At 69.1% G+C, this 25,652-nt stretch carries 26 protein-coding genes; 20 read left to right on the top strand and 6 right to left on the bottom strand.

Annotated elements, in window-relative coordinates:
- Positions 1–35: 35 nt before the first annotated feature.
- From cobT to RF701_RS12510, 5 genes are all read right to left on the bottom strand, one after another.
- Positions 36–1,862 (bottom strand): cobaltochelatase subunit CobT, encoded by a 1,827-nt coding sequence (cobT, locus tag RF701_RS12530; protein WP_308815136.1) that lies wholly within the window; start codon positions 1,860–1,862, stop codon positions 36–38.
- Complete coding sequence (locus tag RF701_RS12525) at positions 1,862–2,251, bottom strand: type II toxin-antitoxin system VapC family toxin (RefSeq protein WP_308815135.1); 390 nt, start codon at positions 2,249–2,251, stop codon at positions 1,862–1,864. Before RF701_RS12525 ends, cobT begins: the two co-directional genes overlap by 1 nt.
- Positions 2,248–2,529 (bottom strand): type II toxin-antitoxin system Phd/YefM family antitoxin, encoded by a 282-nt coding sequence (locus tag RF701_RS12520; RefSeq protein ID WP_210357220.1) that lies wholly within the window; start codon positions 2,527–2,529, stop codon positions 2,248–2,250. The genes RF701_RS12525 and RF701_RS12520 overlap by 4 nt, the downstream gene beginning before the upstream one ends.
- Positions 2,530–2,576: 47 nt before the next feature.
- On the bottom strand, positions 2,577–3,581 hold the full coding sequence (cobS, locus tag RF701_RS12515; RefSeq protein ID WP_203308898.1) for a cobaltochelatase subunit CobS: 1,005 nt from the start codon (positions 3,579–3,581) through the stop codon (positions 2,577–2,579).
- Positions 3,582–3,701: 120 nt separating this feature from the next.
- On the bottom strand, positions 3,702–4,400 hold the full coding sequence (locus tag RF701_RS12510) for a winged helix-turn-helix transcriptional regulator (RefSeq protein WP_308815134.1): 699 nt from the start codon (positions 4,398–4,400) through the stop codon (positions 3,702–3,704).
- A 65-nt stretch (positions 4,401–4,465) separates the two neighbouring features.
- Here RF701_RS12510 and RF701_RS12505 point away from each other — a divergent pair, with 65 nt between their 5' ends.
- From RF701_RS12505 to RF701_RS12490, 4 genes are read left to right on the top strand one after another with little or no spacing between them, the layout of a single operon-like run.
- On the top strand, positions 4,466–4,906 hold the full coding sequence (locus RF701_RS12505) for a VOC family protein (protein WP_308815133.1): 441 nt from the start codon (positions 4,466–4,468) through the stop codon (positions 4,904–4,906).
- 49 nt (positions 4,907–4,955) lie between these two features.
- Positions 4,956–5,753, top strand: coding sequence for a VOC family protein (locus tag RF701_RS12500; protein WP_308815132.1), 798 nt, complete (start codon positions 4,956–4,958; stop codon positions 5,751–5,753).
- Positions 5,750–6,241 carry a VOC family protein gene (locus tag RF701_RS12495; RefSeq protein WP_210357224.1) on the top strand — a complete coding sequence of 164 codons (492 nt, stop codon included), beginning with the start codon at positions 5,750–5,752 and terminating at the stop codon, positions 6,239–6,241. The genes RF701_RS12500 and RF701_RS12495 overlap by 4 nt, the downstream gene beginning before the upstream one ends.
- Positions 6,238–6,690: an SRPBCC family protein gene (locus RF701_RS12490; RefSeq protein ID WP_308815131.1), complete on the top strand. Its 453-nt coding sequence runs from the start codon at positions 6,238–6,240 to the stop codon at positions 6,688–6,690. Before RF701_RS12495 ends, RF701_RS12490 begins: the two co-directional genes overlap by 4 nt.
- Before the next feature lie 31 nt (positions 6,691–6,721).
- Here the strand turns inward: RF701_RS12490 and RF701_RS12485 are convergent, their stop codons facing one another.
- Entirely contained in the window at positions 6,722–7,258 is a 537-nt protein-coding gene (locus tag RF701_RS12485) for a J domain-containing protein (protein WP_374758654.1), read from the bottom strand.
- Positions 7,259–7,371: 113 nt separating this feature from the next.
- Between RF701_RS12485 and RF701_RS12480 the strand changes: the two genes are divergently transcribed.
- The 16 genes from RF701_RS12480 (at position 7,372) to RF701_RS12405 (ending at position 25,646) form a co-directional block, all read left to right on the top strand.
- Positions 7,372–7,659 carry a BolA family transcriptional regulator gene (locus RF701_RS12480; RefSeq protein ID WP_210357226.1) on the top strand — a complete coding sequence of 96 codons (288 nt, stop codon included), beginning with the start codon at positions 7,372–7,374 and terminating at the stop codon, positions 7,657–7,659.
- 3 nt (positions 7,660–7,662) lie between these two features.
- Positions 7,663–8,370, top strand: a complete 708-nt coding sequence (locus tag RF701_RS12475; protein WP_210357227.1) for a glutathione S-transferase — start codon at positions 7,663–7,665, stop codon at positions 8,368–8,370.
- On the top strand, positions 8,360–8,842 hold the full coding sequence (locus RF701_RS12470; protein WP_308815130.1) for an NUDIX domain-containing protein: 483 nt from the start codon (positions 8,360–8,362) through the stop codon (positions 8,840–8,842). The genes RF701_RS12475 and RF701_RS12470 overlap by 11 nt, the downstream gene beginning before the upstream one ends.
- The gene (locus RF701_RS12465) at positions 8,812–9,711 is read left to right on the top strand and encodes a pirin family protein (RefSeq protein WP_210357229.1); all 900 of its coding nucleotides are present in this window, start codon (positions 8,812–8,814) and stop codon (positions 9,709–9,711) included. The genes RF701_RS12470 and RF701_RS12465 overlap by 31 nt, the downstream gene beginning before the upstream one ends.
- Positions 9,712–9,742: 31 nt before the next feature.
- Positions 9,743–10,621, top strand: a complete 879-nt coding sequence (locus tag RF701_RS12460) for an alpha/beta hydrolase (protein ID WP_308815129.1) — start codon at positions 9,743–9,745, stop codon at positions 10,619–10,621.
- 70 nt (positions 10,622–10,691) lie between these two features.
- Positions 10,692–11,360, top strand: coding sequence for an ATP phosphoribosyltransferase (hisG, locus tag RF701_RS12455; RefSeq protein WP_308815128.1), 669 nt, complete (start codon positions 10,692–10,694; stop codon positions 11,358–11,360).
- Positions 11,357–12,655, top strand: coding sequence for a histidinol dehydrogenase (gene hisD, locus RF701_RS12450; RefSeq protein WP_210357232.1), 1,299 nt, complete (start codon positions 11,357–11,359; stop codon positions 12,653–12,655). Before hisG ends, hisD begins: the two co-directional genes overlap by 4 nt.
- A 34-nt stretch (positions 12,656–12,689) precedes the next feature.
- Complete coding sequence (gene nusB, locus RF701_RS12445; RefSeq protein ID WP_203308911.1) at positions 12,690–13,157, top strand: transcription antitermination factor NusB; 468 nt, start codon at positions 12,690–12,692, stop codon at positions 13,155–13,157.
- Positions 13,154–14,062 (top strand): thiamine-phosphate kinase, encoded by a 909-nt coding sequence (gene thiL / locus RF701_RS12440; RefSeq protein WP_203309333.1) that lies wholly within the window; start codon positions 13,154–13,156, stop codon positions 14,060–14,062. The genes nusB and thiL overlap by 4 nt, the downstream gene beginning before the upstream one ends.
- Before the next feature lie 97 nt (positions 14,063–14,159).
- A complete protein-coding gene (locus RF701_RS12435) occupies positions 14,160–16,337 on the top strand; it encodes a sodium-translocating pyrophosphatase (protein ID WP_308815127.1) in 2,178 nt (725 codons plus the stop codon).
- A gap of 100 nt (positions 16,338–16,437) precedes the next feature.
- A complete protein-coding gene (locus tag RF701_RS12430; protein WP_308815126.1) occupies positions 16,438–18,378 on the top strand; it encodes a sialate O-acetylesterase in 1,941 nt (646 codons plus the stop codon).
- Positions 18,379–18,487: 109 nt separating this feature from the next.
- The gene (locus RF701_RS12425; RefSeq protein ID WP_246847996.1) at positions 18,488–19,756 is read left to right on the top strand and encodes a glycoside hydrolase family 27 protein; all 1,269 of its coding nucleotides are present in this window, start codon (positions 18,488–18,490) and stop codon (positions 19,754–19,756) included.
- 10 nt (positions 19,757–19,766) lie between these two features.
- Positions 19,767–20,552 carry an SGNH/GDSL hydrolase family protein gene (locus RF701_RS12420; protein WP_246847997.1) on the top strand — a complete coding sequence of 262 codons (786 nt, stop codon included), beginning with the start codon at positions 19,767–19,769 and terminating at the stop codon, positions 20,550–20,552.
- Positions 20,553–20,563: 11 nt separating this feature from the next.
- The gene (locus tag RF701_RS12415) at positions 20,564–22,864 is read left to right on the top strand and encodes a TIM-barrel domain-containing protein (protein ID WP_374758653.1); all 2,301 of its coding nucleotides are present in this window, start codon (positions 20,564–20,566) and stop codon (positions 22,862–22,864) included.
- Complete coding sequence (locus RF701_RS12410) at positions 22,861–24,486, top strand: DUF5597 domain-containing protein (RefSeq protein ID WP_308815124.1); 1,626 nt, start codon at positions 22,861–22,863, stop codon at positions 24,484–24,486. Before RF701_RS12415 ends, RF701_RS12410 begins: the two co-directional genes overlap by 4 nt.
- Positions 24,487–24,488: 2 nt before the next feature.
- Positions 24,489–25,646 carry an endo-1,4-beta-xylanase gene (locus RF701_RS12405; protein WP_374758623.1) on the top strand — a complete coding sequence of 386 codons (1,158 nt, stop codon included), beginning with the start codon at positions 24,489–24,491 and terminating at the stop codon, positions 25,644–25,646.
- Positions 25,647–25,652: the final 6 nt, after the last annotated feature.

Here is a 25,652-nt window from a genome sequence, read left to right as displayed (position 1 = left end):
GCCCGCGTGCGTGGAAGCGGAGCCCGCCCTCCCCCTCAATCCGTATCGAACAGCGCGGCAAGCTGTTCGATGATCGTGCCGCCCAGCTGCTCCGCGTCCATGATCGTCACCGCGCGCGCATAATAGCGCGTCACGTCGTGGCCGATGCCGATCGCGATCAGTTCGACCGGGCTCTTCGTCTCGATCCAGCCGATGACCTGGCGCAGGTGGCGTTCCAGATAGCTGCCCGAATTGACCGACAGCGTCGAATCGTCGACCGGCGCGCCGTCGCTGATCACCATCAGGATGCGGCGTTCCTCCGGCCGTGCGATCAGCCGCGCATGCGCCCAGAGCAGCGCCTCGCCGTCGATATTCTCCTTGAGCAGCCCCTCGCGCATCATCAGGCCGAGGTTGGCGCGCGCCCGGCGCCACGGCTCGTCCGCCTGCTTGTAGACGATGTGCCGCAGGTCGTTGAGCCGCCCCGGCTGCGGCGGCCGCCCCGCGGCGAGCCACGTCTCACGTGCCTGGCCGCCCTTCCATGCGCGCGTCGTGAAGCCAAGGATCTCGGTCTTCACGCCGCACCGCTCCAGCGTGCGCGCGAAGATGTCGGCGCTGATCGCCGCGATGCCGATCGGCCGGCCGCGCATCGACCCCGAATTGTCGATCAGCAGCGTCACCACCGTGTCGCGGAAATCGGTGTCGCGCTCGATCTTGTAGCTCAACGACTGCATGGGATTGACGACGACGCGCGCCAGCCGCGCCGCGTCGAGCAACCCTTCCTCCTGGTCGAAATCCCAGGAGCGCGACTGCTGCGCCATCAGCCGACGCTGCAGACGGTTGGCGAGCTTCGACACCGCCGACTGCAGATGCGCCAGCTGTTGGTCGAGATAGCCGCGTAAACGAGCCAGCTCCTCCGCGTCGCACAGGTCGCCGGCAGCGATCACCTCGTCGAACTGCGTCGTCCAGGCCTTGTAGTCGAATTGCGGCGCGAAGTCGTTGGACGGACGATTGGGCCGCGACGGCTGCGCACCGTCGTCGCCCTCGTCGCCGGGTTCGCCGTCGAGGTCGGCGGGGCTGTCCTCGCCAAACTCCTCGCCGTCGCCCTCGTCGCTGTCCGCCTCGCGCTGTTCGCCCCGCGCCTCGACCTCGCCCTCGCCCTGGCCGGACTGTTCGTCCTCGCCCTCGTCCCCCTGCTCGTCTTGGTCGTTCTCGGTCCCTTCGTCCTCGTTGCCGCCCTCGTCGGCCTCGTCGGGCGTCACCTCGCCCTCGACCAGCTCGAGATCCTCGAGCATCTTCATCGCCAGGCCCTGAAAGGCGCGCTGGTCGTCGAGCGCGAGCGCCATCGCGCTGAGATCGGTGCGCTCGGCGATCCAGTCACGGACCAGAGCGAGCCCAGGCTCCGCGGCATCGGGCGCCGCCCGCCCGGTCAGCGCCTCGCGCACCAGCAGCCCGAGCGCGGTCGACAGCGGAACCTCGTCGCGATTCCGTGCGCGCGCGATCGGATCGCTGCGCAAGCGCACGTCGAGTGCGTGGCCCAGATTGTCGGCGATGCCGGCATAGCCGCGGCTGCCCAGCGCCTCGATCCGCGCGGTCTCGACCGCGTCGAACACCGCGCGCGCGACCGCCTCGCTCGGCGCGCCGCGCTGATGAAGGGCCAGGTCATGATGCCTGAGGCGCAGCGCGAAGCCGTCGGCGAAGCCGCGCGCCTCCGCCACCTGCTCGGGCGGCAGCGCGCGCGCCGGCATCGGCACCTTGATATGCTTGCCCGACTGCGCCGGCGCGTCGGCGGTGAAGGCGAGGTCGACCTCCGGCTCCTCCGCGATCGCGCGCGCCGTGCCGGTGAGCACCGCCTTGAACCGGTCGAGGGGGGTTTCGTTAGCCATTACCAGAGCGTCTCGCAACCAAAGGCGCCGATTTCAGGATCGCGCGTCACGACAATCAAGTCTTCGATCATGGCCTGCGCGGCGATCAGACGATCGAACGGATCGCGATGGCTTCCGTCCAGCGAACCGGCACGAAGCGCATGGTGCGGCGTGATCGGCAGCGGCTCGAAACCATCGCGCATCATCAGCGACGGCATCCGCAGTTCGGCATTGCCGGTAAATGCCAGCTTGCCGATTCTGACCTTGGTGGCGATCTCCCAAGCCGTTGCGGCGCTCAGAAAGATGGTGCTTGCGTCGTCAGCGATCGCGTCCCGCGCCGCCAAGCCAAGTTCGGAGGAGTTGGCCCACCAGAATAACGCCGCATGGGTGTCGAGCAATAGCCGGGTCACAATCCGTATTTCTCGAGTCGCTTGCCTTCCCACAGCGCCAACTCGTCATCCGGCAGCGGATCGAACCACACGGACGAGGAAATCGACGCCAGTTCCGGCCATCCCCCCGGCACGCGCTTGCGCTTAGCCACCGGCTCAATCGGGACCAGCTTGGCATAGGGCACGCCGGCCTTGGCAACGATGATCTCCTCGCCCGCATGCGCGCGATCGACCAGCTTGGAAAACTGCGTCTTCGCCTCGTGGACGTTGAAGGTCTTCTGCGGATCGGCCTCGGCCATCATCATCTCCGAACGAATGGACTAACTACCTTAGTCCACTCCCGCCTTCAAGCCCGCCCCACCACGCTTTCGGGCAGGTCCTTGCCGAACACGCGCTGGTAATATTCCGCCACGAGCGGCCGCTCGTTCTCGTCGCACTTGTTGAGGAACGATAGGCGGAAGGCGAAGCCGACGTCGCCGAAGATCAGCGTGTTCTGCGCCCAGGTGATAACGGTGCGCGGGCTCATCACGGTCGAAATGTCGCCGTTGACGAAGCCCTTGCGCGTCAGGTCGGCGACGCGGACCATCGCCTCCACCTGCTTCTTGCCCTCCGGCTTGTCATATTCGCCCGACTTGGCGAGCACGATCTGCGCCTCGGTCGCCGCCGGCAGGTAGTTGAGCGTGACGACGATGTTCCACCGGTCCATCTGGCCCTGGTTGATCTGCTGCGTGCCGTGGTACAGCCCGCTCGTATCACCCAGGCCCACCGTGTTGGCGGTCGCGAACAGGCGGAACCAGGGGTTCGGCCGGATCACGCGGTTCTGGTCGAGCAGCGTCAGCTTGCCCTCCGTCTCCAGCACGCGCTGGATCACGAACATCACGTCGGGGCGACCGGCGTCATATTCGTCGAAGACGAGCGCGGTCGGCGTCTGCAGCGCCCAGGGCAGCAGGCCCTCGCGGAACTCCGTCACCTGCTGGCCGTCCTTCAGCACGATCGCGTCGCGGCCGATCAGGTCGATGCGGCTGATGTGCGCGTCGAGGTTGATGCGGATGCACGGCCAGTTGAGCCGCGCCGCGACCTGCTCGATATGGCTGGACTTGCCGGTGCCGTGATAGCCCTGCACCATCACGCGCCGGTTATGCGCGAAGCCCGCCAGCACCGCCATCGTCGTATCGGGGTCGAAGACATAGGCCGGATCGAGGTCCGGGACGCGCTCGTCCGCCTCGGAAAAGGCGGGGACCTGCATGTCGCTGTCGATGCCGAACACGTCGCGCACCGACGCCATCTTGTCGGGGGCGTCGAGGATCGTCGTCTCTCGGCTGTCTGGCTGGGTATTAGGTATGTCGGTCATGATCCTGGGCGCATCGTCTCGGGCAAGGCCCTTCCCAACGCACGATACGGGGGAAAGGCACATCGCCTTGCAGTGGGAAGCTATCGTCGTCCCGTCAACACGAGGCGTCAACCCGAGGCATCAATCCGCGGCTTGGACGGGGACGACCTTCGGCGGCAGCGCGAACAGGTCGGCGAACCGTTCCGCCAGGGCGCGGTCGCCGGACAGGCGCATCGTCCCTTCCGCCTCCGCCACGGCGATCGGCCGCTTGACGTAGATCCATAGGGCGAGCGTGGTCGGATCGGTCTCGACCAGCACGTCGACCTCGCCCGGTTCCGCCCGCACGATATCCAGCCGGCCCTGCGCCAGCGTCGCGCGGAAGGCGTCGTCGCCCAGGCGAAAGCCCAGCGTCATCGCGAGGTCCCCCGCCTTGTCCGCGTCGAGCATCGTGCGCAGCGACAGCATCGCGGAGGCTGGCGAAAAGGGCAGGGTCGGATCATGATCCGGCGACCGCGTCGCCCAGCGGCCCATCGCCTGCATGACCGGCTCGACCTCCCTGCCCCAGGGTGTCAGGTCGTAGACCTGCACCGAGGCGGGCGGCGGCAGCTTGCGGCGCACCACCAGGCCCGCCGCCTCGAGCCCGCCGAGCCGCTGCGTCAGCACGTTGGCGCTCAGTCCGGCCAGATGCGCGCGGAGCTCGCCGAACCGCCGCGGGCCGAACATCAGTTCGCGCAGGATCAGCAGCGACCAGCGCTCGCCCAGGAATTCCAGCGCCAGCGCGGTACCGCAGGCATCCTCGTACCAGCGCGGCCGCGTGCCAGTTACTTTTTCTGACTTCATCGTTGCTTTATATAACTATCTGCGGCATCCATGGCCAGTCCCGAGTCGGGAGAGGAGAAAGAGCCATGGCCAAGATGATCTTCGTCAACCTGCCCGTCGCGGACGTCGCGCGCGCCACCGCTTTCTATCAGGCGCTGGGTTTCGAGAAGAACGAGCAATTCTCCAATTCGCAGGGCTCGGCGATGCAATGGACCGACACGATCAACGTCATGCTGCTCGCCCGGCCGCTGTTCTCCAGCTTCACGCAGAAGGCGATCGCCGATCCCTTCACGCAGACCACGTCGCTGCTCGCACTCGGGCTCGACGACCGCGCGGCGGTGGACGCGATCACCCAGGCGGCGGTGGCGGCCGGTGGACGCGAGCTGCACGAGCCAGAGGATCACGGCTTCATGTACAGCCGCGCCTTCGAGGACCTCGACGGCCATGGCTGGGGCCCCTTCTCGATGGACGTCGCCGCGCATGCCGAGGCGATGGCGCAGGGGGACGCCCAGCACGCAGAAGGCTGAGCGGACGATCGGCAGCGCGCCCGCCGCGGCGCGAAAGGGAGGACAGAATATGACCCAGGTCGAAGGAACACCCGTCTGGTTCGAACTGACGACGCCCGATCCGCAGGGGGCGGCCAATTTCCTTGCCGCCGTGGCGGGCTGGCAGGTCGCGCCCTCGCCGGTCACGGAACATGGCGGCTATCTGCTCGCCGGCCCCGATCTCGCGAACGGTGTCGCGGGACTCATGGCACCGCCGCCGGGGGCGCCGCCGGCCCATCGCTGGATGCTGAACCTCGCCACCGCCGATGTCGATCACGCGGTGGACCGCGTGGTATCGCTCGGCGGCAGCTGCCGGTTCGGCCCGATGGATATCCCGCATGTCGGTCGCTTTGCCCTCGTCGCCGATCCGCAGGGCATCGCCTTCAATCTGCTGTCCGGGCCAGGCGCCGCCAATTCGCGCGCCTTCGCGCAGGCGCGCGGCGACACGATCGGGCGCGGCGTGTGGATCGAGCTGGCGACGCCCGATCCCGACGGCGCCTTCGCCTTTTACGGCGCGCTGTTCGGCTGGGAGAAAGCGGGCGCGATGCCGATGGGCGAGATGGGCGATTACGCCTTCATCGGCGGTGCCGGCGATTTCCGGCCGGGCGCGGTGATGTCGAGCACGGCAACCGGCGCGCCGCCACGATGGAACTGGTATGTGCATGTCGCGGACATCGATGCGGCGGTCGCGACCGCCACGGCCAGGGGCGGCACCCTGATCCAGGGTCCCGATCCGATCCCGGGCGGCGACTATTCCGCCAATATCCTCGATCCGCATGGCATCCAGCTGGGACTGGTCGGCGCGCGCCGGAGCGGGGTGGCGGCATGACCGGCGTGCGGATGCGAACCTGCCTGTGGTTCGACCATGGCGAGGCGCGCAAGGCGGCGGACTTCTACGCCGGCGTCTTTCCCGACACGTTCGTCGAGGATGTGACGGGCGCCCCGATCGACCTGCCCGGCACGGCGGCTGGTGCGGAGCTGACGGTCACCTTCACCCTGCTCGGCCAGCCGTTCTTCGGGCTGAACGGCGGCCCGGACGTGACGCCCAGCCAGGCGGTCAGCTTCCAGGTCTATACCGACGACCAAGCGACGACGGACCGTTATTGGGACGCCATCGTCGGCAATGGCGGCAGCGAGAAGGCATGCGGCTGGTGCACCGACCGCTGGGGCTATGCGTGGCAGATCACGCCGCGCGTGCTGATGGCCGCGCTGTCCGCGGGCGGCGCGGCGGGCCAGCGCGCGTTCGCCGCGATGATGACGATGCGCAAAATCGACATCGCGCGGATCGAGGCGGCGATGAAGGGAGAGACGGCATGAGCGCACCCTACGACCTGTCGATCACGCGGCTGATCGACGCGCCGCCAGCGGCGGTGTGGCGGGCGTGGACCGAGGATACCGGCGCCTGGTTCTGTCCCGCGCCCTGGAAGGCGGAGTTCCTGGACCAGGACCTCGTCGCCGGCGGCCGGTCGACCATCGTCATGCGGGGGCCGAACGGCGAGGAGAACCGGCTGGAGGGCGTCTACCTCGAGGTGGTGCCCGAACGCCGTATCGTATCCACCGACGCCTTCACCGCCGGATGGATGCCCGCCGGCCCCTTCATGGTCCGCATCGACGACTTCGTGCCGGAGGGCGACGGCACCCGCTATACCGCGACCGCGCGCCACTGGACGCAGGAGGCGCGCGTCAGCCACGCGGCGATGGGCTTCGAGGCGGGCTGGAACGCCGCGACCGACCAGTTGGAGGCGATCGCGAAGCGGCTGGCCTGACGCCCCGCTCGCGCGGGGCGGGCGGGCAGGATCACGCGAACGCCGGTGCCTGACGCAATTGCTGATAGGCCGCGATCACCTTTTGCAGCATCACCTCCTGACTGCGGTCGCCGCCGTTGCGATCGGGGTGATAGCGCCGCACGAGCTCCGAATAGCGCCTGCGCAGCGCCATGCGGTCCGCGTCGGCCGCGAGGCCCAGCACCTTCAGGCTGGCGCGATCCTGGCCGCTCAGCGGCTTGCCGTCGCTGCGCTCGGGCGCGACCTCGCGTCGGAAGCGCGCGGCGATCGCGTCGAGCGGGTCGCTGAAATCCGCCCAGCGCGGACCCTGGTCGCCGCTGCCCGCGCGCGCAAAGGCGCGGGTCTCGCGCTCCCATCCCGCCAGCGGGCGCTGCGCATGATGGATCTCGTCGGCGGTCATCCCGTCGAAGTAATTGTAGCGGCTGTTGAACGCGCGCACATGCTCCAGGCACAGCCAGCGGAACGGGCCCGGCCCGTCGCCGTCGCGTGCGCCCTCCAGCGGCGGCGCGCGGAACTCGCCCGGCTCATCGCAGCCGAGTTCCGCGCACATCCTGCCATTGGCTTCCATCCGGCCGTGGAAACGCGTGTTCGGCCGGTCCTTCCTGTCCTTCGTCTGCGCCACGAATGCTCCCTTAGTCAGCGCAATACCGCTATATAGGCGCGATGACCGACCTCGCCACCGCTCCGCTCGCCGACATCATCGCCGCCCGCCTTCGCGACGCGCTCGCCCCTACCCGGCTGGAAGTGACCAACGACAGCCATCTTCACGCCGGCCACATGGGCGACGACGGCACAGGCGAGACGCATTTTACGGTGGTCGTGGAGAGCGCACGCTTCGTCGGCCTCAACCGCGTCCAGCAGCAGCGGCTGGTGAACCAGGCGCTCGCCGATCTGTTGAGCAGCCGCATTCATGCGCTCGCCATCCGGGCGAGCGCGCCGGGGAACGCCTGACGCATGACCTACCATCTCTGGTACTGGCCCTCGATCCAGGGGCGCGGCGAGTTCGTCCGCCTCGCGCTGGAAGGCGCCGGCCTCGACTATCGCGACTGCGCGCGGCTGCGGGGGGCAGAGGCGCTGCTCGACGATCTCGACCGGCGCAGCGAAAGCGGACGCGGCCCGTTCGCCCCGCCCTATCTCGACACGCCGGACGGAACGATCGCACAGGTCGCCAACATCCTGCTCTACCTCGGCGAGCGCCACGACCTCGCCCCCGCCGCCGACCGCCTGTGGCTGCATCAGCTCCAACTCACGATTGCCGATTGCGTCGCCGAGGTGCACGACGTCCATCATCCGGTCGGCACCGGCGACTATTACGAGGATCAGAAGCCGGAGGCCGCGCGCGCCGCACGCCAGTTCCGCGACGAGCGCATGCCCAAGTTCCTCGACCATTTCGAGGATGCGGCGACCAGCGCGGGCGGGCCGTTCGTGGCCGGCGCCGACTGGACCTATGCAGATACGTCGCTGTTCCAGGTCGTCGCCGGCCTGCGCTACATGTTCCCCCGACGGATGGCGACGCTGGAAGGCGAATATCCCGGCCTCGTCCGGCTGCACGACGCCGTCGCCGCGCTGCCGGGGATCGCCGCCTATCTCGCCAGCGACCGCCGCATCGCGTTCAACACCGACGGCATCTTCCGCCATTATCCCGAACTCGATGCCGAATAAGGCGCCGCGCGTGCCGCGCCCGGCGGCGCGCATCCTGCTCGTCGACGCGCAGGACCGGGTGCTGCTGATGCGGTTCACGCCGGGCGATCGCCCGCCGCTGTGGTGCACGCCGGGGGGCGCGGTCGATCCGGGCGAAAGCTATGCCGCCGCCGCACGGCGCGAATTGTGGGAAGAGGTGGGGCTCGATCGCGATTGCGGGCCGGAGGTCGCGCGCCGCGTCGTCGACTTCGTCACGTTCGAAGGCGTCGCCGTCGATGCCGACGAGCGCTATTTCCGCGTCGAGGTCGACACCTGCGAGGTGAACGCCGGCGCGCTCACGCCGCTCGAACAGCGCGTGCTCGCCGGTTGGCGCTGGTTCGAGCCGCACGAACTGGCCGACTGGCCGGAAACCATCTACCCGGAGGATCTGGCCGATCTGCTCCGCCAGACGAAAGGCGCCTCATGCTCGATGACTTCGTCGAACGCACGCTGACCCCGGTCACGCACGACCTGGGCGGGTTCAAGGTTCATCGCACCCTGCCGGCGAAGGAGCGGACGATGGTCGGCCCCTTCCTGTTCTTTGACCAGATGGGGCCGGCGCACCTGCCGACGGGCGGCGGCATCGACGTGCGCCCGCATCCGCACATCAACCTCGCCACCGTCACCTATCTGTTCGAAGGCGCGATCGACCATCGCGATTCGCTCGGCACCTGCGCCCGGATCGAGCCCGGCGCGGTCAATCTGATGACCGCCGGCCACGGGATCGTCCATTCGGAACGGTCGCCGGGCGACGAGCGCGCGCACGGCCCCGCCCTGTCGGGCATCCAGACCTGGCTCGCCTTGCCCGAGGCGGACGAGGAGATGGACCCGGCGTTCGAACATGTCGCCCGCGCGCAATTGCCGACGCTCGACGCACACGGCGCCCGCGCGCGGATCATCATGGGCGAACTGTGGGGGCAGCGCGCGCCGACGACGACCTATGCCGGCACGATCTACGCCGATATCGCGCTCGATCCCGGCGCCAGCGTGCCGATCGACGCCGCGGCGGAGGAGCGCGCCCTGTACCTCGCCTTCGGCGAAGCGAGCCTTGAGGGCGTGCCGCTCGAACCGATGCAGCTGTACATCCTGAAGCCGGGCATGCCCGCGACGCTGCGTTCCGACGGCGGCGGCCGTGCGATGCTGTGCGGCGGCGACGCCTTCGCGACGCCCCGCCACGTCTGGTGGAATTTCGTCTCTTCCCGCCGCGACCGGATAAACGAGGCGAAACGCGCGTGGAAGGCGGGCGACTTCCCCAAGGTGCCAGGCGATGACAAGGAATGGATCCCGATCCCGGAAGTGCCGAAGACGGTGAGCTATCCATGATCGAGACATTCGGACGAGAGAGGATGGAGCCATGACCGACACCCGCCGCCTGTCGCTGTCCACCGGCGTCGAGCTCGACGTCCAGATCGCGGGCGATCCGGCCGCGCCGCCGGTGATCCTCCTCCACGGCTTTCCCGAATCGCACCGCACCTGGCGCGGCATCGTCCCCGACCTCGCCCGCGACCATTATGTGATCGCCCCCGACCAGCGCGGCTATGCCCGATCGTCCAAGCCGGAGGGCGTCGACAGCTACAGCGCGGACAAGATCGTCGCCGACCTCGTCGCGCTCGCCGACGCGCTGGACATCGACCGTTTCACGCTCGTCGGCCACGACTGGGGCGGCGCGGTCGCGTGGATGGCGGCGCTGACCCGGACCGATCGCGTCGCGAGGCTCGTCATCGTCAACGCGCCGCACCCCTATCTCTTCCAGCGCGCGCTGTTCGACGATCCGGCACAGCGCCGCGCCAGCCAGTATATCACCCGCTTCCGCGACACCAGCATCGATCGCGGCCTGGTCGGGGAAGGGCTGGAGCGCTTCTTCGGCTCCACCTTCGTCCAGCATGCCGCCAGCGCGATCGCGGGCGCGGACAAGGCGGCCTATCTCGACGAATGGGCGCAGCCCGGCGCGATGACCGCGATGCTCAACTGGTATCGCGCATCCACCGTCGTCGTGCCCGCGCCGGACGAGGACGCGCCCCGCCCCGCCTTCCTCGACCGGCCCTTCCCGCCGGTGACGCAGGATACGCTGGTGATCTGGGGCACGCGCGACACCGCGCTGCTGCCGGTATTGGTCGACGACCTAGGCCCCTATGTCCCGAAGCTCTCCGTCGAGAAGATCGACGCGGGCCACTTCGTGACGTGGGAAAAGCCCGACGCCGTCGTCGCGGCGATGCGTCGCTGGGGAATCTAAGGCATTCGGCTAGTGGGCGGGCCCAGCACCCCCGTTGCTCCGCCCCGCGCGCCGCCGTAAAGCGCAGCCCGTGACAAACCCGATCATCATCGCCGTTCCCAAGGGGCGCATTCTCACCGAAGCGGTGCCGCTCCTCGCCGCCGCCGGGATCGTGCCCGAAGCCGCCTTTTCCGACGAGGACAGCCGCGCGCTCCGCTTCGCGACCGACACGCCGGGCATCGAGCTGATCCGCGTCCGTGCCTTCGACGTCGCCACCTTCGTCGCGCATGGCGCCGCGCAGCTTGGCATCGTCGGGTCCGACGTCATCGCCGAATTCGGCTATTCGGAATTGTATGCGCCCGTCGACCTCGGCATTGGCCATTGCCGCATCTCGGTCGCCGAACCCGCCGACATGGCGGCCGGCGACGATCCGCGCGGCTGGAGCCATGTCCGCGTCGCGACCAAATATCCGCACATCACCGCCGCGCATTTCGCCCGCCGCGGCGTACAGGCGGAATGCGTCAAGCTGAATGGCGCGATGGAGCTCGCGCCGATGCTCGGCCTTGCGCCGCGTATCGTCGACCTCGTCAGCTCGGGGCGCACGCTCAAGGAGAACGGCCTGGTCGAGGTGGAGGTGATCGCACAGGTGACCAGCCGGCTCGTCGTCAACCGCGCCGCGATGAAGACCCGCGCGGAAGTCGTGCCGCTGGTCGAGGCGTTCCGCCGTGCCGTGGCCGCCAAGGCGAGGATCGCCGCATGATCCGACTCGACACACGCGACGCCGGCTTCGCCGCATCCTTCGCCGAGCTGGTCGACGCGCGTCGCGAGACGGCGACCGATGTTGCCCGCGACGTCGCGACGATCATCCGCGCCGTCCGCGACGAGGGCGAGGCCGCCGTCGCCGCCTTCACGCGCAAACTGGACCGCCACGATCTTGCGGAAACCGGCTGGCGGATCGAACCCGCCGCCTGCGCCGCTGCCTATGAGGCGCTCGAGCCGGAGCTGCGCGCCGCGCTCGATCTCGCGGCGCACCGTATCCGCACCTATCACGAGAAGCAGCGGCCGGCGGACAGCGACTGGCGCGACGACGCCGGCGTGCGGCTTGGCGCGCGCTGGCGCCCGGTCGATGCCGCCGGCCTCTACGTCCCCGGCGGCCGTGCGGCCTATCCGTCGTCGCTGCTGATGAACGCGATCCCCGCCAAGGTCGCGGGCGTCGGGCGCATCGTGATGGTGACGCCGACGCCCGACGGGCAGGTCAATCCGCTCGTCCTCGCCGCCGCGCACCTTTCCGGGGTCGACGAAGTGTGGCGTGTCGGCGGCGCGCAGGCGATCGCCGCGCTCGCCTATGGCGCGGGCCGGATCGCGCCCGTCGATGTCGTCACCGGCCCCGGCAACGCCTGGGTCGCGGAAGCGAAGCGGCAGGTCTATGGCGTCGTCGGCATCGACATGGTCGCCGGCCCCAGCGAGATCGTCGTCGTCGCCGACAGCCGCAACGATCCCCGCGTCACCGCCGCCGACCTGCTCAGCCAGGCCGAGCACGACACGGTGACGCAGTCGATCCTGTTCACCGACGATGCCGGCTTCGCCGACGCGGTGGCGGCGATGGTGGACGACGAACTGGGCCAGCTCGCGACCCGCGCCGTCGCCCGCGCCGCCTGGGACGCCAATGGCGCGATCGTCGTCGTCGACACGCTGGAGGCCGCCTGCCCGCTGGTCGATCGCCTCGCCCCCGAGCATCTCCAGCTTTCCGTCGACGATCCGCAGAGCCTGTTCGATCGCATCCGTCACGCGGGCAGCGTGTTCCTGGGACGCCACACGCCCGAAGCGATCGGCGACTATGTCGCCGGGCCGAACCATGTGCTGCCGACCGGTCGCCGCGCGCGCTTCTCCTCGGGCCTGTCGGTGCTCGATTTCATGAAGCGCACCAGTTTCCTCGGCCTCGACGAGACCGCGCTGGCGGAACTGGGTCCGGCGACGATCGCGCTGGCGGAAGCGGAGGGGCTGCCAGCGCATGCGCGATCGGTGGCACTGCGGCTGCGGACGAACCGGGGCTGACAGCGGAGATCGGCGCGCCTACATGCCCCAACCTATGTCCCGTACCACCGATCGTTCCCGCGCGCGCGCCGCCGCGCGTCTCGCCGCCGTCCAGGCGCTGTACCAGCATGAGATGGAGGGCACGCCGATCCCCGCGCTGCTCCACGAATTTCATCAGCATCGCATCGGCGCGACGATCGAGGACGTCGAATATGCCGATGCCGACGTCGATTTCTTCGACGATATTGTCACCGGCGCGCACGCCCGCGCGGGCGAGATCGACCTGGCGATCGAGAGGAAGCTGGCCTCTGGATGGTCGCTGGCGCGGCTCGACAAGCCGATGAAGGCGCTGCTGCGCGCCGGCACCTATGAGCTGATGGCGCGCAAGGACGTGCCCGTCGGCGCGACGATCAGCGAATATATCGATGTCGCGCACGCCTTTTACGAGCGGCGCGAGACCGGCTTCGTCAACGGCCTGCTCGACGGCATCGCCAAGGACGTCCGCGGGGAGGCGCGCGGCTGACCGAGGCCGAATTCCTCGAAGCGCTGCGCATGCTGCCGATCCACCCGTCGGCACGCGACCTGCGCGACGATGCGGCGCGGCTGACCCAGGCACCGCTCGTCGTGACGACCGACACGTTGGTCGAGGGCGTGCATTTCCTACCCGGCGACACGCCGGCGGACGTGGCGTGGAAGCTGGTCGCGACCAACCTGTCCGACATCGCCGGCAAGGGCGCGCGGCCAGAAGGCATATTGCTCAACTATCCGCTGTCCGACGACGCCTGGGACCGCGCATTCCTCGCCGGCCTGGCGGAGGTGCTGGCGGCCTGCGGCACCGGCCTGCTTGGCGGCGACACGGTGACCCTGCCGCGCGGCGCACCCCGCATCCTCACCGCCACCGCCTTTGGCGGGGACACGCCCGCGCCGCCGCGCGGGGGTGCGGGAGAGAACGATGCCCTTTGGGTAACGGGTACGATCGGCGACGCTGGCGCGGGCCTCGCCATCGCGCGCGGCGAGCCCGGCCCCGCCGCGCTCGCGACACGCTATCGCCGTCCGCAGCCGCGCCTTGGCGAGGGGCGCGTGCTGTCGCGCGTCGCGCATGCGATGATGGACGTGTCGGACGGACTGCTGATCGATGCCGCGCGCATGGGCGCCGCCAGCCGCCTGGGGGTCGAGATCGACCTCGCCGCGGTGCCGCTGTCCGCCGACTATCGCGCCTGTCGCGGCGCGGACCGGTCCGCCCGCCTCGCCGCCGCCACGGCGGGGGACGATTACGAACTGCTGTTCGCGATGCCCGCCAACACTGTGCCCGCCGTCGCCGCGACGCTGCTTGGCCGGTTTCGCCGCGCGCCGGGCCTGTACCTGCACGAGGCGGGCGTCCCGGTCCCCCTGCCGTCGTCGCTCGGCTTCGAGCACGGCTTTGCCTGAGGTGCTTGCGCTCCGCGCCACCGCGCCATAGCCTCCCCGTTCCGCGCGAGACCGGGATCACATCGGCCGCGCGCCAACAGGAGAAGGATCGCTGCGAATGACCACGGTCACCCTCGCCATCCTCTGCGGCCTCGTCGCCGTGGTCTATGGCTTCGTCACCAGCCAACAGGTGCTGCGCGCCTCGCCGGGCGACGCCCGAATGCAGGACATCGCCGCCGCCATTCAGGAAGGCGCCAAGGCCTATCTCGGCCGCCAGTACACCACCATCGCCATCGTGGGCGTCGTCGTCGCCGTGATCCTGTTCGCGACGCTGGGAGCGCTGTCGACCGTCGGTTTCGTCGTCGGCGCTGTGCTGTCCGGCGTGGCCGGCTTCGTCGGCATGACCATCTCCGTCCGGGCCAACGTGCGGACCGCGGAGGCGGCGCGGGGCAGCCTGCAGGGCGGCCTGACGATGGCGTTCCGCTCGGGCGCGGTGACGGGCATGCTCGTCGCGGGACTGGGGCTGCTCGCGATCGCGACCTTTTTCTGGTATCTCACCGGCCCGGGAGGCCATGCGCCGGGTGACCGCGTCATCGTCGAGGCACTGACCGCGCTCGCCTTCGGCGCCTCGCTCATCTCCATCTTCGCGCGACTGGGCGGCGGCATCTTCACCAAGGCCGCCGACGTCGGCGCCGACCTGGTCGGCAAGGTCGAGGCGGGCATTCCAGAGGACGATCCCCGCAATCCGGCCGTCATCGCCGACAATGTCGGCGACAATGTGGGCGACTGCGCCGGCATGGCCGCCGACCTGTTCGAAACCTATGTCGTGACGCTGGGCGTGACGATGGTGTCGATCGCCCTGCTCGTCAAAGCCGATACGGTGGAGCTGATGCGATTGATGAGCCTGCCGCTGCTCGTCGGCGGCGTATGCATCATCACCTCGATCATCGGCACCTACATGGTCCGGCTCGGCAAGGGCGGATCGATCATGGGTGCGCTCTACAAGGGGTTCTGGACCAGCGCATTGCTGTCGATCCCGGCGATCTATCTCGCCTGCCGCTACGTGCTCAGCGATCTCAACCGCACGCTCGGCGGCGCGGGCTTCCTCGACGCGGTGACCGACGATCTGAGCAACGGCGCCGACGGCCCCGCGGCGGCGACGGCAACCCAGGTCGGCGCCAGCTTCACGGGCATGGACCTGTTCTGGTGCATGGTGATCGGCCTGGCGGTGACCGGACTGATCGTCTGGATCACCGAATATTACACCGGCACCGCGTATCGGCCCGTCAAGTCGATCGCCAAGGCAAGCCAGACCGGCCACGGCACCAACGTGATCCAGGGCCTGGCGATCAGCCTGGAAGCGACGGCGCTGCCGACGCTGGTCATCGTCGTTGCCGTGGTCGCCACCTACCAGCTCGCCGGCATCATCGGCATCGCCTTCGCCGCGACCAGCATGCTCGCGCTCGCCGGCATGGTGGTGGCGCTCGATGCCTATGGCCCGGTCACCGACAATGCCGGCGGCATCGCCGAAATGGCGGGCCTGCCCGATGAAGTACGGCACAAGACCGACGCGCTGGACGCGGTCGGCAACACGACCAAGGCGGTGACCAAGGGCTATGCGATCGGTTCCGCCGGCCTCGCCGCGCTGGTGCTGTTCGGTGCCTATACCACCGATCTCGACACCTACTTTCCCGACATCACCGTCGATTTCAGCCTGTCGAACCCCTATGTCATCGTCGGCTTGCTGCTCGGCGCATTGCTGCCCTATCTCTTCGCCGCGTTCGGCATGACCGCGGTCGGCCGGGCGGCCGGCGCCGTGGTCGATGAAGTGCGCGGCCAGTTCCGCGACAATCCCGGGATCATGGAAGGAACCAGCCGTCCCAATTACGGCCGGACCGTCGACCTCGTCACCCGGGCCGCGATCCGCGAGATGATCGTGCCCAGCCTGCTTCCGGTGCTGTCGCCGATCGCGGTCTACTTCATCGTCCGCGCGGTCGCGGGCCAGGCGAACGGCTTCGCCGCGCTCGGCGCGATGCTGCTTGGCGTCATCGTCTCCGGCCTCTTCGTCGCGCTGTCGATGACCTCGGGCGGCGGCGCCTGGGACAATGCCAAGAAGTACATCGAGGACGGCAATTACGGTGGCAAGGGATCGGAGGCCCACAAGGCCGCGGTCACCGGCGACACGGTCGGCGATCCGTACAAGGATACCGCCGGCCCGGCGATCAATCCGATGATCAAGATCACCAATATCGTCGCCCTGTTGCTGCTCGCGGCACTGGCCGCTGGCGGTGGCTGACAGCCGCGGCTTTTCCGCACTTTGCGGATGACGTGATGGATTGACCGAGCCACCCGACCCTTCCTAGTCTGGCAATCGTCAGACAAGAGGAGAGGGTCGGGTGATCGCACGTTGGCTGGTGGCCGTCGCCACGGTGAGCTTGCCGGCCGCCGCCGCGGCGCAGGACTCGCCGCTGCTCGCGCGTCTGTTCAATGACCACGCGGTCCTGCAGCGCGACCGCCCGATCACCGTCTGGGGCCATGCAAATCCCGGGGAAACCGTCTCGGTCGCGTTGAACGGCGCACGGGTCAGCGCCCGCGCCGACACGCGCGGCGCATGGCAGGCGCAGCTTCCGCCGCTCCCCGCCGGTGGCCCCTATGTCCTGTCCGCACAGGCCGGCGCCGTGACGCAGCAGGTGTCGGACGTGCTGGTCGGCGACGTCTATCTGTGCGGCGGCCAGTCCAACATGGAGTTTCCGGCCCGTCAGTCGACCGGCGCCTGGGGCGGTCTTGCCCCCAAGCCCGAGCCGATGCTGCGCTTCGCCCATGTCGAACATGACAGCGCCGCCGCTCCCCGCGACGATCTCTCCAAGCCGGCGCCCTGGCGTATCGTCGATTCGTCGAGCGTCGGGGATGCCTCGGCCGTCTGCTTCTACATGGCGCGCTCGCTCCAGCACGATCTGAAGATACCCGTCGGCTTCGTCGATTCCGACTGGGGCGGTACGACGATCCAGAGCTGGATCACCGCGCCGTCGCTGGCGACCCTGCCGGACTATGCCGATGGCGCGGCCAGTCTCGCCTTGCTCGCAAAGGATCCCGCCGCGGCCCGCGCGGCCGAAGCGCGGCGTGGCGAAGCCTGGTGGCGACGCAACGACCCGCGCTGGGCAGCGACGCGGCGCTGGTCGGACCCGGCGTTCGACGATGCCGCCTGGCCGACCCTGGCCCTCGCCGGCTCGTGGCGCGATGCCGGCATTCCGGCGCTGGCGGCGTTCGACGGCGTCGTCTGGCTGCGCAAGACGGTGGACCTCAGCGCGGAGCAGGCTGCGGCGGCGGACCGGCTGCTGCTCGGCCCGATCGATGCGCACGACACCGTTTGGATCAACGGCCGCTGGACAGGGAGTAACGGCGTCAACTGGTTCTGGCGCGACTATGCGGTACCGCAGGGCGCCTTCCACGCGGGACGCAACGTCATCGCCATCCGCGTGCTCGGCGGCGGCGGACCGACGGGCCAGCCCGACAACCGCCAGATCAAGCTGAACGACGGCACCGCCATATCGCTCGCCGGACCCTGGTCGTACCAGCTCGGCGCCGCGCTGAAAGGCAAGCCGCCCAGCGCCCCCTGGGAAGTTCCCGCCAGCCTTGCGACGCTGAACAACGGGATGATCGCCCCGATCGCGCGCTACGGCTTCCGCCTTGCCGCCTGGTACCAGGGCGAATCGAACGTCGGCGACGCGAAGGGCTATGCGGCGCTCCTGCCGCTGCTGATGCACGACTGGCGCCGGCAGACGAACGATCCGGCACTGCCGTTCCTCGTCGCCCAGCTCGCGACGCTCGGCACGCCAGCGACGGCGCCGGGTGAATCCGGCTGGGCGGACATGCGGGACGTACAGGCGAAGGCCGTACGCGCCGATCCGCATGCGGGCCTGGCGGTGACGTTCGACCTCGGCGATCGCTACGACATCCATCCGACGCAGAAGATGATCGTCGGTGAACGGCTCGCCCGCGCCGCGCGCGCGGTGGCGTACGGGCGATCGGCTATCCCCGGCGGGCCGGAGGTTACGTCGGTGGCGCGCAATGGGGCGGACCTCGCCGTGACGTTCCGCAACGTCTCGGCCGGGCTGCGAACCTACGGCGCCGCTCAGGCGATCGGCTTCGAGACCTGCACCGCCACGGCCTGCCGATATGTGCTCGGCACGGTTGCGGGCGACCGGATCGTGCTGGCGGGTGCCAACGGGCCGGACGTGACGCGCGTCCGCTATGCCTGGGCGGACGCACCCTATGTCAATCTGTACAATACCGACGATCTGCCTGCGGTGCCGTTCGAATGGCCCGTGACCCCGTGATCCGACGCTGACGGCGCGTGCGAGCGTGGCAGCAGCGGAAATAGGCCCCGGCCGCGCGACCGCTTTGCCCCTTCCGTATTGTCAGGCTACAGGATACGGTAGCGGTCACATGCCAGAAGGCAAGGAGGGGGAGGCGATGATGCCGGGGCACTTGTGGCGGGCCGCGCATGCCGTGGTGCGAGCGGTGGTGGCGCTAACGACCGCAATCGCGATGCCCGCGCTGGCGCAGATACCCGCGGCCACGCCCGCAGCGCCTCCGCCGCCATCATCGGCGACGTCACCGGTCCTCGCCGCGACGCCGCCGATGGGGTGGAACAGCTGGAACAAGTTCGCCTGCACCGTCGATGCCGCCAAGGTCCGCCGCGTCGCCGATGCGATGGTCGCATCCGGCATGCGCGACGCAGGCTATGTGTATGTCGTCATCGACGATTGCTGGCACGGACCGCGCGACCCCAACGGCTTCATCACCGCGGACACCGCACGCTTCCCGGACGGGATCAAGGCACTCGCCGACTACGTCCATGCGCGCGGGCTCAAGTTCGGCATCTATTCCGACGCGGGCGCGAAGACCTGCGGCGGTCGCCCGGGCAGCCAGGGCCATGAATATCAGGATGCGCTGACCTATGCGCGCTGGGGCGTCGACTATCTCAAGTACGACTGGTGCGAGACGGGCACGCGCAACGCGGAGGAAGCCTATCGCACCATGGCGGCGGCGCTCGCGGCGAGCGGCCGCACCATCCTGTTTTCCCTGTGCGAATGGGGCACGGCCAAGCCATGGCTCTGGTCGCCCCAGGTCGGTCAGATGTGGCGCACGACCGGTGACATCACCGACAAATGGGACGGCAAGCACGGCTATTCGCTCGGCGTCGTCGCCATCGCTGATCTGAACGAGCCCCTCTGGCCATTCGCCGGCCCGGGCCATTGGAACGACCCCGACATGCTCGAGGTCGGCAACGGCGGGATGAGCGACACCGAATATCGCAGCCACTTCTCGCTTTGGGCGATGATGGCCGCGCCGCTGATCGCGGGCAACGACATCGCGGCGATGGACGCGCCGACCCGCGCGATCCTCACCAACCGCGAGGTGATCGCGATCGACCAGGATCCGCTCGGCCAGCCGGGCCGCCGCGTCGCACGCGACGGGACGCGCGAGACATGGGTACGTCCTCTGTCCGGCGGCCGACGCGCGGTGCTGCTGTTCAACCGTGGCGAGGCGCCGGCGCGCGTCTCGGCGACCTGGGATCAGCTCGGCTATCCCCCGTCGCTGCGGGCCCGGGTCCGCGACCTGTGGGCGCATCGCGACCTGCCCACCGCCGCCGGCACGATCGCGGCCGACGTGCCCGCGCACGGCGTCGTCATGCTTACCGTCTCTCCGTGAAGGACATCCATTGACCCGGTTCCTGCCCGCGCTTGCGCTCTTCTCTGCCGCGCTGTGCGCCGTGCCAGCCGCGGCGCAGGTCGCGGCCCCGGCGGATCCCTTTGCCGGTGATCCGACCGGCATCGTCGCCGATCCCTGTCCTTCGCATGGCAAGGTCGATTGGGCGGTGCAGCACGCCCATGATCAGGCACGCGATTTCGGCCAGCTGTGCCGGTACCGCGCCGCCAATGCCGCGCTGACCGAGCGGCCGCGCGTCGTCTTCGCGGGCGATTCGATCACCGACAACTGGATCAACCTCGACCCTTCGTTCTTCACCCATGGACTCGTCGATCGCGGCATCAGCGGACAGACGACACCGCAGCTGCTCGTCCGCTTCCGTCAGGACGTGATCGACCTGCACCCGCGCGCGGTCCACATCATGATCGGCACCAACGACGTCGCCGGGAACACCGGTGCCGCGGCGATGGAGACGGTGGAAGGCAATATCGCGAGCATGGCGGACCTCGCCCGTGCGCATGGCATCCGGGTGATCCTGGCCTCCGTTCCGCCCGCCGGAGCCTTTCCCTGGGCCAAGGAGAAGCAGCCCGTACCGCAGATCGCCGCGCTCAACCGCTGGATCGCCGCCTATGCGAAAAGCAACGGCTTCACCTATGTCGACTATCATCCCGTGCTCGCTACACCGGACGGCGCGATGAAACCCGGGCTGGCCAGCGATGGCGTCCATCCGACCGCGGCAGGCTATGCGGCGATGCGCCCCCTAGCCGAGGCGGCAATCGAAAAGGCGCTCGGTCGATGAACCGCTTCGTCATGATGCTCGCCCTGCTGCTCGCCGGCACCGCGCCGGCCGCGGCGCAGCGGATGGCGACGCTCGATCGCAACGGCGCGCGGGTGTCGATCGAACCCTATGCGCACGGCATCGTGCGCGTGACGATCGCGACCAGCCGGGACGAGGCGGAGGGTGCGCCGGGCTACGGCATCACCGGCAAGAGCGACGCGGCGGGCTGGCGCCACAGCAGCGACGCGAGCGGCGACACCTTCGCCTCCGCGGACCTGCGCGTCACCGTCGCCTCGCAACCCTGGCCCAAGCCGCCCAGCCAGATGGAGCGCTATTTCGCGCCCTCGCTGCCCGCCGTGTCGATCAGCTTCGCGCGCGCCGACGGCAGCGCGCTGACCGCCATGAATGGCTGGGAAAAGGCGCCGCATGACGTCGCGGGCGAGCATACGTTCCGGGTCGGTGCGACCTTCGCCGATACGCCGGCGACGCATTATTACGGCCTCGGCCAGTATCAGGATGGCGTCCTCGACCTGCGCGGCCGCACGATCGACTGCCGCCACGACTATGACCGTCCCTCCGGCGAGGCGGTGTGCGTGCCCTTCATGGTTACCGACCAGGGCTATGGCATCCTGTGGGACAATCCCTCTGCGACCACGGTCTCGCCCGGATTGCTCAACGCGACGCATTTCCAGTCGAACGTCGGCGAACGCGTGTCCTTCTTCGTCATCGCCGGGAAGACGACGGATGATCTCTATGCCGGCTATGCCCGCCTGACCGGCGCGACGCCGCTGCCGCCCAAGGCCGCCTTCGGCCTCATCCAGAGCAAGGCGCGCTACGAGACGCAGGCGGAACTGACCGAGATCGCCGACGGCTATCGCCGGCGCGGCCTGCCGCTCGACATCATGGTGCTCGACTGGTTCTACTGGACGCGGATGGGGCAGCTCGAGATCGACCGCTACGCCTTCCCCGATCCAGCCGCCATGAACGCGCACCTCAAGTCGATGGGCATGCGCAGCATCGTCAGCATCTGGCCGCGGTTCGAACGCGAGAGCCGCTGGTTCGACACGCTCGCCGCGAAGGGCTGGCTGCTGCACGACAAGGAGGGCAAGCCGGTCGACGGCCTGCCCATCCGGTCCGATCGCGCCGGCGCGCTGATCGACTCGACCAATCCGGATGCGCGCGCCTGGTATTGGGACAAGATCCGCGACGACATCTTCAGCCAGGGTTTCGATTTCGCCTGGCTCGACGAGACGGAGCCGGACCTGGTGCCCGACGGCTATTTCTACAGCATCGGGTCGGGCGACCGCTATCACAACGTCTTCCCGCTGCTGCACACGGGCGCGGTCGCGGAAGGATCGGCGAGAGACCGCCCCGAGCTGCGCAACCTGATCCTGTGCCGTGCCGCCTATCTCGGCGCGCAGGCGAACGGATGTCTGTTCTGGTCGTCCGACGTCCAGTCGACCTGGGAGGCGCTGCGCCGCCAGGTGCCCGCCGGCCTCGGCATGACGGCGAGCGGCATCGCCTATTGGTCCAGCGACACGGGCGGCTGGCAATGGCCGAACGGCCCGTCCGCGCAGCATCCGGTGCTCGTCGATCCCGCCGGCGCGACCGCCATGGCGCCGTCGTACCGCGATTATCCCGAGCTCTTCGTCCGCTGGTTCCAGTATAACGCCTTCACGCCGACCCTGCGTATCCATGGCCAGCGGCCTGGCACCGCGCTCTGGCAATATGGCACGGCGGCCGAGCCGCTGCTCGCCGCCAGCCTGCGGCTGCGTTACGCCCTCATGCCCTATGTCTATGCGCTTGGACGACGGACGAGCCAGACCGGCGCGCCCTTCATGCGGGCGCTGTTCATGGACTTTCCGGACGATGCCACCGCGAAGTCGCTGGGCGACGAATATATGTTCGGCCCGGCGTTCCTCGTCGCGCCGGTGACGGAGCAGGGCGCGACATCGCGGCGCGTCTGGCTGCCCGCCGGGACCGAATGGTACGATTGGTGGACCGACAAGCGGCTTGCGGGGGGCCAGTGGATCGACGCGGCCGCGCCGATCGACCGCATTCCCCTGTTCGTCCGCGCCGGGTCGATCGTGCCCATGGGCGTGCAGGTGCCGAGTACCGCGGCCGCACAGGCCTTGGAGCGCATCCGCGTCTATCCCGGTCACGACGCCAGCTTCACGCTCTACGACGACGACGGCACGACCAACGCCTGGCGCAAGGGTGGTGGCCGCAGCGCGATATTGCGCTGGGACGACGCCGCCGGTCGCCTGACCGCAAGCGGCGCGCTGCCCACGGGTCAGGCGCTTGCGCCCCTGGTCAGCGTCGTGGCGCGATGACCGTGCGCCGCCCCGTCGCCGCGCTGCTTGCCCCCCTTCTCGCGTTCGCCTCGATCGTCCCCGCCGGCGCCCAGACCCCGCTCCCCCGGATCGAGACGCATGACGGGCGGCACACGCTCTTCGTCGACGGTGCTCCGTTCCTGATACTCGGCGCGCAAGCCAACAATTCCAGCAACTATCCGGCCGTATTGCCGCAGGTGTGGCCGACGCTCGACCGGCTTCACGCGAATACGCTGGAAATGCCCGTGGCGTGGGAGCAGATCGAACCCGAGGAAGGCCGGTTCGACTTCGGCTGGGTCGATACGTTGCTGGACGGTGCGCGCACGCACGGCAAACGGCTGGTCCTGCTCTGGTTCGGGACCTGGAAGAACACGGGCGCCAGCTATGCGCCCGCTTGGGTGCGCACCGATCACGCCCGCTTTCCGCGCATGGCACGGCCCGATGGCAAGACCAGCGTCACGCTGTCGCCGCACGCCGAAACGACACTGGCGGCCGACTCGCGCGCCTTCGCCGCGCTGATGCGCCACCTCAAGACCGCCGATCCCGACCATCGCGTCATCATGGTGCAGGTCGAGAACGAAACCGGCGTCTACAACCAGAAGCGCGACCTTTCGGCTGCCGCCGACAAGGCGTTCCAGGGCGCGGTGCCGGCGCCGCTCGCCCGGCGCGTCGGCAGGAGCGGAAGCTGGGCGCAGGTCTTCGGCCCGCTCGCCGACACGGCCTTCAACGCCTGGGCGACGGCGTGCTACGTCGATCGCGTCGCGGCGGCCGGCCAGGCGGAGCTCGCGCTGCCGATGTATGTCAACGCCGCGATCGGCGATCCCTTCGCCGCGCCCGGTACCGGCGGCGGCGCGAGCGGCGGTCCCGACATGCAGGTGATCGACATATGGAAGACGGCGGCCCCGCACATCGCGCTGCTCGCACCCGACATCTACAATCGCAACGGCACCACCGTGCTCGCGGTACTCGATCGCTACGCCCGGCCCGACAATGCCTTGCTCGTGCCGGAGATCGGCAATGCCGCCGACTATGCGCGCTTCCTGTGGGCGGCGCTTGGCAAGGGGGCGATCGGCTTCGCGCCGTTCGGCATGGATGAGACGGGCTATGTCAATTATCCGCTCGGCGCCAAGGTGCTGGACGAGGCGACGCTCGCCGCCTTCGCCGAGCCCTATAGGCTGATGGCGCCGATCGCGGGCGCCTGGGCGCGTCTCGCCGGCATGCATCCCACCTGGGGCACGGCGAAGGGGCATGACGATACGGCGCAGAGCGGCACGCTGGGTGCCTGGAAGATCACCGCGCATTATGGGTTGTGGTCGTTCGGCGAACCCGAATGGACGCACCTTTCCGCCGATCCCGCCCCCGGCGTCGGCCGCCCGGTCGGCGGCGTGGCCGCGATCCAGCTGGACCCGAACCGCTTCATGATCGCGGGATCCGACGTCCGCGTTCGTTTCGGCCGCGTGGACGGTCGGGAAAGCGAGCTGCTGCGCGTCGAGGAGGGCACGTTGGCGCCGGACGGAACCTGGCGCACGAGCCGCATCTGGAACGGCGATCAGATCGATTACGGCCTCAATCTCACCCATCCTACACTGCTGCGCGTCACGCTCTGGACCGGAAAGAACTAGTCATGCCTACAGTGCTCGATCGCCGCGACCTGATCGTTGGCGCCGCCGGTCTGATCGCCAGCGCACCGCTCGCACCGGCCCTTGCCGCCGTGATGCCCGATGCGGCGGGATCCAAAGCTGCCGCGCTCAAGGACGTTGCAGCGCGCAGACGGTTCCGTTTCGGTACCGCGCTCAGCTATGGCGCGCTGACCCGCGATCCTGCCTATGCCGCGCTGGTCGCCCGGCAATGCGACCTGCTCGTCGCCGAAAACGAGATGAAGTGGCAATGGCTGCGTCCGACACCGACCGCGTTCGCGTTCGATCGGTTCGATGCCATCCTCGGCTGGGGCGAGGCGCACGGCATGGCGGTGCGCGGCCACAATCTGCTGTGGCATCAGCCGAAGTGGCTTCCCGCCTGGCTCAACGCGTATGATTTCGGCAGCGCGCCGCATCGCGAGGCGGAGCGCCTGCTGACGACGCATATCGATACGGTGACGCGCCGCTACGGTACGCGCATCAAGAGCTACGACGTCGTCAACGAGGCGGTGAATCCCAAGGACGGCACGCTGTACGAGACGAGCCTGTCCAAGGCGTTCGGCGGCGCCGAGCCGACGCTGGACCTCGCCTTCCACACCGCCCGTGCCGCGGCGCCGCATGCGCAATTGGTCTACAACGACTATATGAGCTGGGAGCCCGGCAACGACGCGCATCGCGCGGGCGTGCTGCGACTGCTGGAGGGGTTCCGTCGCCGAAACACGCCCGTCGACGCGCTGGGCGTGCAGTCCCATCTGATCACGCAGGGGCTGCCGACCGCCAGCCATGTCGCGGCCCTCGAGGGGCCGTGGCGCGCATTCCTCGATGCGGTGACGGGCATGGGCTATCGGCTCGTCGTCACCGAGCTCGACGTGCGCGACAACATGCTGCCCGCCGACATCGCGGTTCGCGACCGAGGCGTCGCGGATTTCACGCAGGCCTATCTCGACGTGACGCTCGCCTATCCGCAGCTGACCGACGTGCTGTGCTGGGGACTTGCGGATCGCCATAGCTGGATCGAGGGCTTCGAACCTCGGCGCGATCGCGCGCCGCGGCGCCCGGCCCTCTACGACACCGCGCTTCAGCCCAAGCCGATGCGCGCCGCCGTCGCCGCCGCGCTTGCCACGGCGCCGATCCGGACCGGCTGACCCGCC

This window comes from Sphingomonas sp. GV3, assembly GCF_031082075.1.
Lineage (GTDB): Bacteria > Pseudomonadota > Alphaproteobacteria > Sphingomonadales > Sphingomonadaceae > Sphingomonas > Sphingomonas beigongshangi.
This window is presented reverse-complemented; position numbering and strand designations above follow the sequence as displayed.

What these genes read in the sequence shown, in the direction of transcription:
- RF701_RS12425 (WP_246847996.1), top strand. Translation starts at nt 18,488, where the DNA reads ATGCCAGAAGGCAAGGAGGGGGAGGCGATGATGCCGGGGCACTTGTGG.
- RF701_RS12495 (WP_210357224.1), top strand. Translation starts at nt 5,750, where the DNA reads ATGACCGGCGTGCGGATGCGAACCTGCCTGTGGTTCGACCATGGCGAG.
- RF701_RS12490 (WP_308815131.1), top strand. Translation starts at nt 6,238, where the DNA reads ATGAGCGCACCCTACGACCTGTCGATCACGCGGCTGATCGACGCGCCG.
- RF701_RS12520 (WP_210357220.1), bottom strand. Translation starts at nt 2,529, where the DNA reads ATGGCCGAGGCCGATCCGCAGAAGACCTTCAACGTCCACGAGGCGAAG.
- cobS (WP_203308898.1), bottom strand. Translation starts at nt 3,581, where the DNA reads ATGACCGACATACCTAATACCCAGCCAGACAGCCGAGAGACGACGATC.
- RF701_RS12505 (WP_308815133.1), top strand. Translation starts at nt 4,466, where the DNA reads ATGGCCAAGATGATCTTCGTCAACCTGCCCGTCGCGGACGTCGCGCGC.
- RF701_RS12435 (WP_308815127.1), top strand. Translation starts at nt 14,160, where the DNA reads ATGACCACGGTCACCCTCGCCATCCTCTGCGGCCTCGTCGCCGTGGTC.
- RF701_RS12470 (WP_308815130.1), top strand. Translation starts at nt 8,360, where the DNA reads ATGCCGAATAAGGCGCCGCGCGTGCCGCGCCCGGCGGCGCGCATCCTG.
- RF701_RS12485 (WP_374758654.1), bottom strand. Translation starts at nt 7,258, where the DNA reads ATGTGCGCGGAACTCGGCTGCGATGAGCCGGGCGAGTTCCGCGCGCCG.
- cobT (WP_308815136.1), bottom strand. Translation starts at nt 1,862, where the DNA reads ATGGCTAACGAAACCCCCCTCGACCGGTTCAAGGCGGTGCTCACCGGC.
- nusB (WP_203308911.1), top strand. Translation starts at nt 12,690, where the DNA reads ATGTCCCGTACCACCGATCGTTCCCGCGCGCGCGCCGCCGCGCGTCTC.
- RF701_RS12405 (WP_374758623.1), top strand. Translation starts at nt 24,489, where the DNA reads ATGCCTACAGTGCTCGATCGCCGCGACCTGATCGTTGGCGCCGCCGGT.
- RF701_RS12465 (WP_210357229.1), top strand. Translation starts at nt 8,812, where the DNA reads ATGCTCGATGACTTCGTCGAACGCACGCTGACCCCGGTCACGCACGAC.
- RF701_RS12415 (WP_374758653.1), top strand. Translation starts at nt 20,564, where the DNA reads ATGATGCTCGCCCTGCTGCTCGCCGGCACCGCGCCGGCCGCGGCGCAG.
- hisD (WP_210357232.1), top strand. Translation starts at nt 11,357, where the DNA reads ATGATCCGACTCGACACACGCGACGCCGGCTTCGCCGCATCCTTCGCC.
- RF701_RS12500 (WP_308815132.1), top strand. Translation starts at nt 4,956, where the DNA reads ATGACCCAGGTCGAAGGAACACCCGTCTGGTTCGAACTGACGACGCCC.
- RF701_RS12410 (WP_308815124.1), top strand. Translation starts at nt 22,861, where the DNA reads ATGACCGTGCGCCGCCCCGTCGCCGCGCTGCTTGCCCCCCTTCTCGCG.
- RF701_RS12475 (WP_210357227.1), top strand. Translation starts at nt 7,663, where the DNA reads ATGACCTACCATCTCTGGTACTGGCCCTCGATCCAGGGGCGCGGCGAG.
- RF701_RS12510 (WP_308815134.1), bottom strand. Translation starts at nt 4,400, where the DNA reads ATGAAGTCAGAAAAAGTAACTGGCACGCGGCCGCGCTGGTACGAGGAT.
- RF701_RS12480 (WP_210357226.1), top strand. Translation starts at nt 7,372, where the DNA reads ATGACCGACCTCGCCACCGCTCCGCTCGCCGACATCATCGCCGCCCGC.
- RF701_RS12460 (WP_308815129.1), top strand. Translation starts at nt 9,743, where the DNA reads ATGACCGACACCCGCCGCCTGTCGCTGTCCACCGGCGTCGAGCTCGAC.